Source organism: Spirillospora sp. CA-294931 (genome assembly GCF_050946795.1).
In the GTDB taxonomy this organism is placed as follows: Bacteria; Actinomycetota; Actinomycetes; order Streptosporangiales; family Streptosporangiaceae; genus Spirillospora.
This window is the reverse complement of sequence record NZ_CP192006.1, coordinates 3,790,188-3,802,911: the sequence shown is the minus strand read 5'-3', so window position 1 is coordinate 3,802,911 and position 12,724 is coordinate 3,790,188. Positions and strand designations below refer to the sequence as shown.

General features: G+C 75.7%; 7 protein-coding genes. 1 reads left to right on the top strand and 6 read right to left on the bottom strand.

The window, feature by feature from the left end:
• Positions 1–5 precede the first annotated feature (5 nt).
• The gene (locus tag ACQPY4_RS16880; protein WP_433337351.1) at positions 6–1,949 is read left to right on the top strand and encodes a tetratricopeptide repeat protein; all 1,944 of its coding nucleotides are present in this window, start codon (positions 6–8) and stop codon (positions 1,947–1,949) included.
• Positions 1,950–1,957: 8 nt separating this feature from the next.
• Here ACQPY4_RS16880 and ACQPY4_RS16875 read toward each other — a convergent pair whose 3' ends face one another.
• From ACQPY4_RS16875 to ACQPY4_RS16850, 6 genes are read right to left on the bottom strand one after another with little or no spacing between them, the layout of a single operon-like run.
• Positions 1,958–2,521, bottom strand: coding sequence for a hypothetical protein (locus ACQPY4_RS16875; protein ID WP_433337349.1), 564 nt, complete (start codon positions 2,519–2,521; stop codon positions 1,958–1,960).
• 56 nt (positions 2,522–2,577) lie between these two features.
• Entirely contained in the window at positions 2,578–4,536 is a 1,959-nt protein-coding gene (locus tag ACQPY4_RS16870; RefSeq protein WP_433337347.1) for a hypothetical protein, read from the bottom strand.
• Positions 4,533–5,762 (bottom strand): VWA domain-containing protein, encoded by a 1,230-nt coding sequence (locus ACQPY4_RS16865; protein ID WP_433337345.1) that lies wholly within the window; start codon positions 5,760–5,762, stop codon positions 4,533–4,535. Before ACQPY4_RS16865 ends, ACQPY4_RS16870 begins: the two co-directional genes overlap by 4 nt.
• Positions 5,759–8,191: a DUF5682 family protein gene (locus ACQPY4_RS16860; protein ID WP_433337343.1), complete on the bottom strand. Its 2,433-nt coding sequence runs from the start codon at positions 8,189–8,191 to the stop codon at positions 5,759–5,761. Before ACQPY4_RS16860 ends, ACQPY4_RS16865 begins: the two co-directional genes overlap by 4 nt.
• Positions 8,191–9,288: an AAA family ATPase gene (locus ACQPY4_RS16855; protein ID WP_433337341.1), complete on the bottom strand. Its 1,098-nt coding sequence runs from the start codon at positions 9,286–9,288 to the stop codon at positions 8,191–8,193. The genes ACQPY4_RS16860 and ACQPY4_RS16855 overlap by 1 nt, the downstream gene beginning before the upstream one ends.
• Before the next feature lie 27 nt (positions 9,289–9,315).
• A complete protein-coding gene (locus tag ACQPY4_RS16850; protein WP_433337339.1) occupies positions 9,316–12,663 on the bottom strand; it encodes a DUF4132 domain-containing protein in 3,348 nt (1,115 codons plus the stop codon).
• Positions 12,664–12,724 lie beyond the last annotated feature (61 nt).

The following is a 12,724-nucleotide window of genomic DNA, read 5'->3' as shown; positions in this document are numbered from 1 at the left end:
GCTCCATGACGGTCAAGGCTCTGGAGGCCCGGGCGCTCGGCCCCTCTCCCTTCATCGGCGACCGCCCCTTCACCGGCGGCGAGGCCGACCGTTTCTTCGGCCGTTCCGCCGAGACCGGCGAGGTCGCCGGGCTCTGGCACCGGCACCGCCTGACCATCCTGTACGGACCGTCCGGCGCGGGACGCACCTCGCTGCTCCAGGCGGGCGTCATCCCTCGGCTCGGGTCGTCCCGGGTGGACGTCCTCCCGGTGGGACGGGTCTCGCGCGAATCGGCGTTCCCGACGGCGGCGCTGCCCGCCCACAACCCGTTCACCCTGGCGCTGCTGGCCTCCTGGTCGGCGGCCGAGCCGGTCAGCCGGCTGGCGGGCTCGTCCCTGCACGACTTCCTGCGGCGCAGGCGAGCGCGCACCGACGAGCTGGCCCGTCCCGTGCCGGTGCTGGCCGTCATCGACCAGGCCGAGGAGCTGTTCCGCGACGACCGGCGGCGCGACCGGGGACGGCTGACCGGGTTCATCGACGAGCTGGCCGACACGCTCGACGAGCACCGCTGCCTGCGCCTGCTGTTGTCGGTCCGGCAGAGCCACCTGCCCGACCTGCTCCCGTTCGAGGAGCGGCTCGGCGGCGGCGACTCGGCGCGCTTCCAGCTGCGGGCGCTGTCGCCGTCCGCCGCGGGCGAGGCCCTCGACGGGCCGCTGACCGCCTCCGGCCGGTCGTTCGCCGCGGGCGCGGCCCGGCGGCTGGTCGACGACCTGCGCGCGGCCACCGAGACCGTCGAGCCCGCGCTGCTCCAGGCGGCGGCCCGGGCCCTGTGGGACGCGCTGCCGGCCGCGGCCCAGGTCGTCGGGCTCGACCAGGTGCGGATCCATCCCGGTGCCGAGCGGGCGCTGACCGCGTTCGTCGAACGGACGCTGGCGCGCGTGGCCTGGGAGCAGGGCACCTCCGCCGCCCGCCTGCGCGGCTGGCTGGAGACCGTGGTGAATGGCGCCGCCGCGCGCAGGGACACCGGCATCGACGACGCGGTGGCCCGCGCCCTGGAGGACGGGCACCTGCTGACCTGTGAACGCGAACCCGACGGCCCGCGGTACCGGCTGCGGCATCCTCGGCTGGCCGGGCCGATCCGCGGATCCGGCGATCCGCCGCTGCCCGAGGTCGGGGCGTCCGGCAGTCTCCGGGCCGCCGAGCGGGCCGAGGCGCGCGGCGACCTCGTCCGCGCCGAGCACCACGCGTCCGACGCCGCCCATGCCGGCGCCGACACCGACCTGCGTGTCAGGGCCGAGGCCGAGACGGTGCTGGGCAACGTGGCCCGCGAGCGGGGCGACGGCCCGGCCGCCGAGGCCCGCTACCGCGTCGCCGCCGAGCTGTTCGAGGCGCGGGGCGACACCGAGGCCGTCGGACGGCTGCTGGCCGCGATCGGACGCTCGCGGCTGGCCCGGGGCGACCGGGCCGGGGCGGCGGACGACCTCACCGCGGCGGCGGCCCGCATCCCGGGCGACCTCACCGTCCGGACCGCGCTGGCCGAGTCGCTGTGGGAGCTCGGCGACGCCCACGGCGCCATCGCGGTGCTCTCGCACGTGCTGGCCACCGACGGCGACACGCCCGAGGCGCTGATCGACCGGGGCGAGATCCTGGCCTCGCAGGGCCGGGCGCAGGACGCGCTGCGCGATCTCGACCGGGTGCGCCGGCGGCCGCCCGCCGCCAGGGCGGCACGCGCCCTCGCGCTGGCGACCCTCGACCGTCCGGGCGACGCGGGCGAGGAGATCGGGACGGCCCTGGCCGAGGCTCCCGGCAACGGACCGGCGCTGCTGTACGCGGCCCTGGTCGCCGAGCTGCGCGGCGAACCGGGCACGGCGGCCGACCTGGCCGGGCGCGCCGCGGCCGCCAACGATCCGCCGCTGCCGCCGCACCAGCTCGTGACCGCCCGCGGGCTCCTCGGCGGCACCGGCGTCTAGCCCCCGCTTCAACCGCGTCTTCTCGGCCAGCGGCGCCCGGGGCGGCTGTTGATCGGGACGGGGAGGTAGGCCTCGTCCGACGAGACCGCCGTGTGGAACTCCTCCAGACGGCGCTCCAGCTCCGACAGGTCGGGGACGGCGCCGAACTCGCCGCCGACATAGCCGCCCTCGCCGCCGACGCCGCCCGGCACATGCCCGAGGGTCGCCTCGCGGGCCATGCCGACGGTGACGCGTTCGGCCTCGGCGGCCAGTGCCCGGGCGGCCTCGGAGACCGCGCCGGAGGACAGGACGGCCGCCATGGACGCGTGGGCGCCGACGTTGCGGGAGAGTTCGAGGACCACGCCGACCTGGACGTCCATGTCGCGCCAGTAGCGCTTGGCCACGACCTCCAGCTGGGTGCGGAGCTGCCGGACGCTCCCGGCCAGCTCGGCGTAGGCCTGGGTGCGCCGGTCGAAGGTCTCGGCCGTGCGCTTGCGCTCTTCCTGGCGGGCGGCGCTGAGCTGCGTGACCAGCACACCCGCCAGGACGCCGAACGCGGTGATCACCGTGGTCCAGAGGGAGACGTTCGACATACCGTCGATTGTGGCGTGTCCCGGCCGTTGACGGCTGTGTTGCGTGACGCAAAGCCTCAGCGGAGCTCGGCCGTGGTGTGAAGGCGCAGGTAGGCGTCCACCCATGCGGTGCAGCGCCGGGCCTCGTCGTCGGTGTCGAAGGCGGTGACGAACGTCCGCACCAGATCGGCGGCGGCGCGCAGCCCCGTGGTGTGCAGGCCGTCGGCGGCGGCCGCGACGCGGGCCCGCACGCCCGGCGGGACGTGGCGCAGCCCCCGGTGCGCGGCCTCGGCGCACGCCTCCAGGGCCGTGTCGAGCGCGCGGCCGAGGGGGTCGGACGGCGCCGTGGCTCGGGTTTCCAGCGTTCCGGCGCCGTCGCCGGGCGCGAGGTCGAGCACATGGGTGGTGTCGCCGGTGTGCACCGCGATCGGGTCGATCACCAGCCCGCCGCCCGCCCGGCGGACGGTGCCGCTGATCATTCTCGGCGCGCCGTCCAGCAGGGACGCCAGAAGGTCCAGAGCGCCGGGCGCGTGGGGGCTGTGCGTGGCCGAGACGGTGGCCTTCGTGCCCGCCGTGTCGACGACCGTGGCCTCCAGGCGCTGCGCGCCGGGGTCGTAGCCCACACCGCGCACCGCGCCGATCTCGACGACCCGGACGAACTCGGCCTCGATCCTGGGCCGGACCAGGCGCGGCGGGAGAGCCGCCATCGCCAGGTCGAGGGCCTTCAGATCGCGCACCAGCAGCGTGCCGGGCAGGTCGTTCCAGGCCGTGCCGAGCGGGGTGACGGTCGTCTTGGCCACGCGGGCGGCGCCCAGGCGCAGCACGCGGCTGGCGCTGCGGTGCGCGGTCTCGGACACGACGTTGGCGGCGGCCAGCGCCCTCAGCGGCGCGCCCCCGAGGCGGCGTCCGGCCAGTTCGTGCCCGGGCAGCGGCGCCTCCTCGGTCGCCTCCCAGGAGCGCCGCAGCACCAGGACGACCCCGGTGGCGGCGTGGGCGAGGTAGACCTCGGCGGTGCGCGACAGCGCGGTGCCGCCGACGCGGCAGCCGAGCGCGGTCAGCCGGACGCGCCGCAGCGGCGTCTCGGCGCTCTCGTTGGTCCCGAGCACCTGGGAGCGGGGGCTGCCGCCGCTGTGCAGGCCCGCACGGTGGCGGGCGTGGACCTCGGCGACCAGCGCCGCCATGAGCGCGGGCTCGTAGGCGGCGTCGCGGTCGCGGTAGGCGTCGAGCTGGCGGGCCAGGTCGCCGAGCGCGGCGGCGGGCCAGTGCAGGGACCGCCCCGCCAGGTCACCGGCCGCGCCGCGCAGGGCGGTGCCGAGCACGGGGCCCGCGTGCATCGCCCCGTCGAGCAGCACCTGCTCGACCAGGCCGAGGGCGGGCTCGACGCCCGACCCGGCGGCCGAGCCCGGCGCGCCGCCCCCGACGTCGACGCGGACGTCCGGTTCTCCCGGCTGGGCCCGGTCGGCCTCGCGGAACGCCCAGACGGCCAGCACGACGACCTCGCCGCGGACGGCGTCGGCGGCGTCGGTGTGCACGTAGCCGAGCTCGCCGGGCACCAGGAACCGGACCGAGCAGGTCGGCAGGTCGACCGAGGCGACCGGGTCGCCCGCCGAGGGGCGGTGGACGCGGGCCGCGTACCCGGTGCGCAGCGTCCGCCGCGCCCCCGCCAGCGCCCGCTCACCCAGGACCCGGGCCAGGGCCTCGTCGTCGAACGTCCCGGGAGACCAGTCGACGGCCTCGTCCTCGCCGGGGCCGTCGCCGGGTCCGGACTGGCGCTGGTAGGCCAGCACCGTCCCGATCAGGTGGCGGCAGACGCCGGTGGCCGCGCAGGTGCAGGACGCCGCCTCCAGGCCCGCCCCGGCGGGCAGGACGCTCCGCGCCCCGTCGCCGAAGGCCGCGCGGACGGCGCCGTCGCCGTCCACGGCCAGGTCGGGCGCGGCGCCCGCGTCGAGCTCCTTGGTGGCGCGCTTGACCAGCCCGCGGTTGGCGAGGGCCGCCAGGCCGTCGGGCGTCAGGGCCAGCAGGTCGGCGCGGGTCATCGGCCGATCCGTTCGGCGACGAAGGCGGCGAGCTGCCCGGGCGTCATCGCCCCCACGTGGGCTCCGGCGTCGGCCAGGCGCTGGGCCATGGCGCGGTCGTAGTCGGGGTTGGCGTCCTCGTCGAGCGCGGCCAGCGCGAGCACCCGCGTGCCCTGCTCGGCCATCCGCCGGACGGAGCGGACCAAGCGGTGGGGGTCGCCGCCCTCGTAGAAGTCGCTGATGACGGCCACGATCGTCCGGCGCGGGTTCTCGACCAGCCCGGCGGCGTAGTCGACGGCCATGCCGATGTCGGTGCCGCCGCCCAGCTGCACCTTCATCAGCAGCTCCACCGGGTCGGTGACGTCGGCGGTGAGGTCGACGACGCTGGTGTCGAACGCGACCAGGTGGGTCTTCAGGCCGGGCAGGCCCCACAGGCACGCCGCCGTGACGGCGGAGTGGATGACCGAGCCGGCCATCGACCCCGACTGGTCGACCAGCAGGACGAGCTGCCAGGTGTCCATCCGCTTGCGCGTGCGGGACACGAACCTGGGGTGCTCGATGTAGACGCGCTTCTCCTCCGGCCGGTAGTGGGCGAGGTTGGCGCGGATCGTGCCGTGGAAGTCGAAGTCGCGGGCCTGCTTGAAGCGGCTCGGGCGGCGCGACCTGGTGCCGTGGAACGCCCGCCGCACCTCGGTGGCCAGCCGCTCCATCAGCTCGCGGACGACGGCCTCGACGATCCGCCGGGCCAGCACCAGCACCTCGGGGTTCATCAGGTGCTTGGTGCGCAGCACGGCCCGCAGCAGCGTGGCGTTGGGCTCGATGCGCTCCAATACCGCGGGGTCGGTGACCACCTCGTGGATCTCGTAGCGTTCGACCGCGTCGCGTTCGAGACGCTCGATGGTCTCCTTCGGGAACAGCCGGTGCACCTCGTCGAGCCAGTCGAGGGTCGTCAGGACCGAGGGCCCGCTGCCGCCGGTCCTGTCCGAGCTGGAGCCGTCTCCCCTGCCGCCGCCCTGCCCTCCGCCGCCGTCACCGTCGCCGCTGCCCGCACCGCCCCGGCCCGGCTCAGCGCCGGGCCCCCGCGCGCCGCCCCGGCGCACGCCGCGCCGCTCCAGGTCGGAGTCGCGCCCGTAGAGCCAGTCGAGCGCCCGGTCGCGTCCCGCGGCCTCGCCGGAGAGCCCGCCGGTGCGGCGTTCGGCGGGCGTCCCCAGGATGAGCCGCCACCGTTCGAGATCGGACGCCGTCATGCGGGCTCCTTCCACGGGAGCAGGCCCTCGGCGGTCAGCAGCCCGGTCACCCGCTCCTCCAGTTCCGACGCCTCGGCGATCACCATCGGATCGGCGGCGGTGCGCAGGAACGCCCGCGCCGAGCCCTTCATCCCGCGCCGGTCGAGCAGCCCCTGCGCGATCCGCTCGCGCTCGCGCGGCGGGAAGAACTCGAAGGCCTGGCGCAGCGCGGGCAGCGCGACCAGGAAGTCGGTCTCGGCCAACCCGGCGACCAGCTCGTCCAGCACCGCGAGCATCCGCTCGTCGGACAGGACCTCGTCGCGGGCCAGCGCGAACACCCCGGCGAGCCAGTCGCCCAGGGTGCGCGGCCCGGCCGCGCCGCGCGCCGCCCTGGCGGGGTCGGTGCCGGCGCCCAGCGACCAGGCCAGTCCGAAGGCCGCGCCGCGCAGGTCGGGCGGGGCGCCGGTGTTGGCGCCGATCCGCCCGGCCAGCGCCAGCGCGGCGGAGCGGTCGAGACCGAGCGGCTCGGCGGCGTGCAGCAGCGCGTCGCGCAGCGCCGCCATGGCGGCCAGCCGGGGCAGGTCGGCCGGGGCGGGCCCGCCCCTGATGCCCTCGGCCAGCCACATGACCCGGGTCACGCAGCCCTCGATGACGGTGGCGAACAGGGGGCTGCCCGCGGTGCCCAGCACGCCGTCGTGGCGCCAGAGGCCGAGCACGGTGCCGAGGACGCGGCCGAGCTCGCCCAGGTCGCCCGCCCCGGCCAGGCCCGCCGCGAGCGTGCCCGCCACCCGTCCCGACAGGTCGGTGCAGCCGCACAGGACCGCGTCGAACAGGACGGACGCCAGCGCCGCGACGTCCGTGCCCGCGGCGGCGGTCCGCTCCTCCAGGACGGCCAGCGCCGCGTCCAGCAGGGTCGCGCCGTACGCGCCCGCCTCGATCAGCGCGGGCGTGCGGTCGTCGCCGGGCCGCAGGTCCCAGCGTTCCTCGGTCACCGGGTCGGTGCCGGTGGACGGCCCCGACAGGCGGGTGACGCCCGGGATGTTCAGCACCCGCATCCGGTGCAGGGCGCGGCTGCGGGTCAGGCCGCGAGCCAGCGCGATCGTGACCTCGCCCTCGTGGTCGAGCTTGAGCCGTTCCAGCTCGGCGACGACGTCGTGCAGGAGCGGCGGCGCGGGCGTGCCCGGCTTGAGCCTGCCGACGCGTCGCCCGGCGAGCGCGGCGACCATCTCCACGACCGCCGGATGCGCCCCGGGCGCCAGCGGGCCGCGGGTCGTCCAGGGCAGCGGCTGGTCGAGGTCGTCGGTGACCAGCGCGGCGACCAGGCCGTCGAGCAGGTCGGTGCGCGACGGGGTGCGGTGGCCGCGCAGCCGGGCCAGCCCGTCGGTCAGGGTGCGGGCGGCGATGAGGTCGGCGGTGGAGACGACCTGGCGGCGCTCGCGCAACCTGGTGACCACGATCTCGGTGAGCGCCCCCGCGGCCCGCTCGGGCCCGCTCTCCCAGAGCCGCTGGTAGTACTCCGGCGACGGCATGCCGGACTGGTAGCCGGTGAAGGAGTCGAGCCGCTTGAAGGAGTAGGGCACCAGATAGGAGCCGCCGGTTGCGTCCTCGGGCGGCGCGGGGACCTCGGGCCAGCCGTCCGGTTCGTCACCCCCAGGCCCGGCCGCGAGCATCGCCCGCAGCGCGGGCGTATGGAACCCACCGGTCACGACCAGGACGGGACGGTCACCCGCCCTGGCCACCGCCGCGCGAATCCACCGCGCCATGTACGCCTCACGCTCGGCGTCATCGGCCCCGGCCGCCGACTCCCCCCGGACCAGGTCAAAGTAGGCGTCCAGCCGCTCAGCCAGCCCATCATCCGCCCCGAACTCGGCCGGTCCGGCCGACGGCGGGCGTGGCGAGCCATCCTCCCGCGTCGGCTCGATCTCGGCCGGGCCGGCCGACAGGGGGTCGTCCCCCCGCAGGGGCTCGGTCTCGGCCGGGCCGGGCGATGGGGGAACGTCTTCTCGGGAGGGTTCGGCTTCGAAGAGGTGGTCCCAGAGGGTGTCGGTGTTGTCGACGGCGAACTCGCGGCAAAGGCGGGCGGTGGCCTCGGCGTAGCGCTCGTCGGCGTCGGCGTAGCGGTTGCGGCGATGCGCGAAGGCCGGGTGCCAGGCGGGCAGGTCGATGAAGCGCACGTCGGCCCCGGCGGCGCGGCCCTCGGTGACCGCGACCCACTCGGGCGAGTAGGCGCAGAACGGCGACCAGGACGCGTGGACGCGGCTCTCGTCCCGGTAGTGGCTGAAGATCGCGACCGGGAGCTCGTGGCCGAGGAGCAGCTCGTCCAGCCGGGGGCTGAAGTCGGCCGGGCCCTCCACCAGCACGTAGGCGGGCGCCAGCTCGCGGATCGCGCGGCGGACGAGCCGGGCGCAGGCGGGGCTGTGGTGCCGGACGCCGACGAAGGTGACGGCCATCAGCCCGGCAGCAGGTCGCGGGCGGCGTGCAGTGCCTTCCACTGCGCGCCGTCGCGGCGGCGCGCCTGCTGCTCGACGTACCTGCGCAGCCGGGCCAGGTCGTCGGGGCTGTCCTTGGCGGCCGTCCCGGCCAGGCTCTCGACGATGTCGGCGGCCGTGCCCGCCTCGCCGCGCAGGAACCAGCCGCGGATGCCGACCGCGTGCGCGACCGACACGGCCTCGGCGGTGCTCATCACGGTCGTGAGCCGCTCCATGGACTGGCCGTCGGACGTCGTGCCGGTGCGCAGCTCGCGGAAGGTGGTGACCAGCACCTCCAGCACGTCGCGGCGGGGCGGGACGCCGACGCCGGATCGCTCCAGCAGCCGGGTCGCCTCGGACTCCACCAGGTCGAGCTCGGTGGCGAAGTCGGCGATGGGGAACACGGTCTCGAAGTTGAACCGGCGCTTGAGGGCGGCGCTCATCTCGTTGACGCCCCGGTCGCGGGTGTTGGCGGTCGCGATGATGTTGAAGCCCTCGCGGGCGAACACCATGGCGTCGGCGCCGGTGAGCTCGGGGACGGCCAGCACGCGGTCCGACAGCGGCGACAGCAGCGAGTCCTGGACTTCCAGCGGGCAGCGGGTGATCTCCTCGAACCGCACGAGCTTGCCGCCCGCCATGCCGTGCAGCAGCGGCGCGGGCACCAGCGACCGGGTGGAGGGCCCCTCGGAGACCAGCAGCGCGTAGTTCCAGGAGTACTTGATCTGGTCTTCGGTGGTCGCGGCGCCGCCCTGGATGGTCAGCGTCGAGTCGCCGCTGACCGCGGCGGCGATCAGCTCCGACAGCAGCGACTTGGCGGTGCCCGGCTCGCCGACGAGCATCAGGCCGCGGCTGGTGGCCAGGGTGACCAGGGCGCGGTCGATCAGCGAGGGGTCGCCGACGAACTTGCGCGCGATCCCGGCGCTCTGGTCGCCCACGACGAAGCGGCGGGCTGCCTCCAGGCTCAGCGCCCACCCGGGCGGGCGGGGGCCGGTGTCGGTCTCGCGCAGCCGGTCGAGCTCGGCGGCGAACCGCACCTCGGCGGGGGGCCGCTGCAGCGTCTCTTCGGTGTCGTTGGTCATCGTCGCTTCCGGTCGCTTCTCGGCGGATCAGACGGCCGCGTCGGCCAGGTCGGTGAGATCGGCGAGGACCTCCGACGCCGTCACCTCGTCGAGCTCGCCGAAGGTGCGGCTGATGTTCTCGGTGCGCATCCAGTCGGTCAGCTCCTTGGTGATCCACACCCGTTTGCAGGTCTGCGTCGGACGGTCGTCCACGATCCCGACCGCGAAGCCCGGGTCGAGGTCGAGCTGGACGTAGAGCCCGGACCCGGCGCCGCGCGACATCCACATCTCGTTGCCGCCGCCCTGCGGGGCGCCGCGGTCCCAGCCTCGGGCCGTGAGCGCGAGCATCTTGTTCCACGGCACGGTGACGCCCGCGAACCGCGCGAGGTGCCCGGAGGCGGCCTCTTCGGGGGTCAGCCGGTACACCGGCCTGCCCAGTTGGGGGAACGGCTGCAGGATCTCGTAGTCGGCGAACACCTCGGCCCAGGCTCCGACGGAGCCCGCCAGGGTCACCGGGTGGGCGATGCCGACCCGGGCGGTGGCGTCGAGCGTCAGGGCGTCGTCGGCGGCGTCGGCCAGCGTGGCGTCCTCGGCGACGCGGAAGGCGGTGGTCTCGGCGCCGGTCTCCGCAAGCCAGACCAGGCGGCGGGCCAGGTGCCGCATCAGCGGATGGCCGACGAAGAAGGCCTGGAACTCCTCGGGCGTCCAGCGCCGCCCGTACACCATCGCCTCCTCCAGCCGCCGGATCTGGCCGGCGGCGACCGTCTTGACGTCCTTCTTCAGCGCGGTGAACGTCTTGTGCGCCGCCGGGGCCAGCTCCGGGTCGTCCTTGGCGCCCGGCTTGGGCAGGCTCTTGCGCGGTTTGCCGGACTCGTCGAGCACCTGGGGCCTGAGCTGCTCGTCGAACACGACGGTGAACCGGCGCGGCCCGTAGTCGAGGGTCATGCCGCCGGACGCGTCGAGCCCGAACGTGGGGACGAGACGGTCGGCGAGCTGCGCGGCGGTGAGCCCGCGTGCCTTGGCGATCTCCCTGATCCTGAGGCTCGCCTCCGACTGGAGGCCCTTGAACTTCACCTTCTGCGCGATGCCGTGCAGGTGCATCAACGCCACGTCGGAGCCGATCGCGGCCAGCACGTCCAGGCCGTTCACGGCCCGCTTGTGCCCGCCCTCCCCGGGCCAGGCCCGGATCAGCGGAGTGAGGCGGCGGACGGTGTCGTCGTCGCCGAACCGGCCCAGCGCGGTCAGCGCCCAGCCGTCCTTGGACGGCGCGCCGAACTCGTCCCAGCGCCGGAACGCCGCCCAGGCGAACTCAGCCAGGGACGCCGGGTCGCACGCCTGCTCGACCGCGTCGAGCTCGGCGATGTCGCGCTCGCCCTCGGCCAGCAGCGGCGCGGCGGCGGCCAGCAGGATCAGCAGGGTGGCGGTCGCCTCGGCGGGAAGCGCGCGCTCGCGGTCGCGCAGCAGCACCTGCGGGAGCAGCGCCGGATCGGCCCAGGCGCCGGGCTTGGGGACCTCCGCGGCCGACTGGTCGAGCCTGCTCTGGCTCAGCAGGGCCGCGACCGCGTCCGCGGCCTGGTCGCCGTGGTGGCGCGCGGCCGCGACGACCGCGTCGGCGCCGTGCCGCTCGGCCAGGCGCCGCAACGCCGCCTCGGTGTCGCGGCGCCGCTTGCCCGGCTTGCCCAGCGCGGCCGGGACCAGCATCACCACGGCGCCGAGCCCGTGCCGTGCGAGCCAGCGCGTCGCGTGACCGGACGCCCTCGGGCGCGACAGGCACCCGGCCATCACCACGGCCGCCTCGGCATCGGGGAACGGGGCCAGCACCTCGCCGCTGCGGTCGGGGTCCTCCTTGACACCCTGGACGGCCATCGCGAGCATGTCCCGGCCGTAGCGGGCGACCAGCGGCCTGGTCCACGGGGTGTAACTACGGTTCTTACGCGCCTTGGCCTCCCACGCCGGGAACAGCGGCCGCACCAGCTCCGCCGGCCCGACCGCCAGCAGGCCCGAGGCCTTCAGAAAGCTGAGGTCCCCCGATTCGAACTTGGAGACCAGTTCTCCCCAGCCGTCTTCGGGTTCGGTCAGATGCCAGCTCTGGCCCGTGCCGGACTCGGCCCACCTCTGCCGCTCGCCGTCGGCCCAGACCAGGTCGCCGCCCTCGGGCGGCGTGAGGCCCTCGACGACGATCTCCCGGTCGGGTCGCTCCCACGGGGGCGCGAGCAGCACTTCGGGGACGGCCTCGGACGGCGCGTCGGGCACCCGCACATTGGCCGCGCGGACCTTCTCGACCGCCGCCCGCACGTCGTCGGGAAGCTCGGGCAGAACCCGGGCGACCAGCTCGGGTTTGGCCAGGACGTGCGTCTCCAGCAGGTCGGCGGCGGTCGCGGCGGCCTTGGTCGTCCCCTGGGCCGCCGGGGCCAGCAGCCGAAGCGCCCGCACCGGGAACCGGTGCATGGCGGCGCGCAGCGCGGGGATGGCGTACTTCTCGTCGTGCCGGTCGAGCAGCGCCTGGAACGCCTCGTCCGACGGCAGGACGGCGGCCACCTCCAGCAGCGTCCTGGTCTCGGCCGCGTCGCGGTAGCGGTCGTCGAGCGCGCGCACGACCAGGGGCAGCAGCGCCGCGCCGAGCCCCTCGGCCATCGTGGCCAGGACGTCGATCGCGTTCCCGTGGTCGAAGCGGAAGGTCGTTTCGAGCTGCTCGGGTGCGCTCAGCGAGCAGCTCACCAGCCGGAACGGCCGGCCCGCGCGTCCCATGTCGGGGGGATCGGCGAGGAACTCGTCCACCCAGTCCTGCCGGGTGGGGATGAGGTAGAGCGAGAGCAACCTGCCGATGTCGGAGCCGCGCAGCTCGGCCAGCCGCGCCTCCGCCTCGCGGTACGTCGCGTCGTCGGCGGCGGCGAGCACGGCCCGGACCCGGGTGGCCAGGTCGCTCCTGGGCGCACCCACGAGATGGTCTTCCCGGCGCTGGACGCCGACCGAGGTGCCTTTCCAGTCGCCCCCGGGCTCGCGGACGGTGCGCAGCGTGTGCACCTCGACCATCGCGCGCGCGGCGAACACCGCCCCGTGGTCGGCGATCCACGCGTCCACGAAGGTCGCCAGGTCCTCATGCGCGGCCATCGAGACGACGACCGCGAGCGCCGCCGCGCCCACCGGGTCGGACTCGCCCTCGTGGTGCCGCCGCAGGGCCTCGGCCAGCTCGGGGTCGCCCGCCGCCAGCGTCAGCACGGACGCGATGGCCGGGGCCGCGGCCTCGACCTTCTTCCGAACCTTCGTGGACGCCGTCCTGCCGACCTTGATGGCGGGCCCGGGGACGCCGCCGCGCCTGGGGTGGAGGTGACGCCGCCAGGCGTCCGGGATGACCAGGGCGTCTTCGTCGGGCAGCGGGGGGAGCACGTCGTTCATGGTGCCCAAAGGTAGAGGAGCCCTCGGACAGAGCGCCCCGGATCCGGATCATTCGCCGTCG

Bases quoted from the DNA above. Each gene is read 5' to 3' on its own strand.
- ACQPY4_RS16880 (WP_433337351.1), top strand. From the start codon at position 6: ATGACGGTCAAGGCTCTGGAGGCCCGGGCGCTCGGCCCCTCTCCCTTC.
- ACQPY4_RS16875 (WP_433337349.1), bottom strand. From the start codon at position 2,521: ATGTCGAACGTCTCCCTCTGGACCACGGTGATCACCGCGTTCGGCGTC.
- ACQPY4_RS16850 (WP_433337339.1), bottom strand. From the start codon at position 12,663: ATGAACGACGTGCTCCCCCCGCTGCCCGACGAAGACGCCCTGGTCATC.
- ACQPY4_RS16870 (WP_433337347.1), bottom strand. From the start codon at position 4,536: ATGACCCGCGCCGACCTGCTGGCCCTGACGCCCGACGGCCTGGCGGCC.
- ACQPY4_RS16860 (WP_433337343.1), bottom strand. From the start codon at position 8,191: ATGGCCGTCACCTTCGTCGGCGTCCGGCACCACAGCCCCGCCTGCGCC.
- ACQPY4_RS16855 (WP_433337341.1), bottom strand. From the start codon at position 9,288: ATGACCAACGACACCGAAGAGACGCTGCAGCGGCCCCCCGCCGAGGTG.
- ACQPY4_RS16865 (WP_433337345.1), bottom strand. From the start codon at position 5,762: ATGACGGCGTCCGATCTCGAACGGTGGCGGCTCATCCTGGGGACGCCC.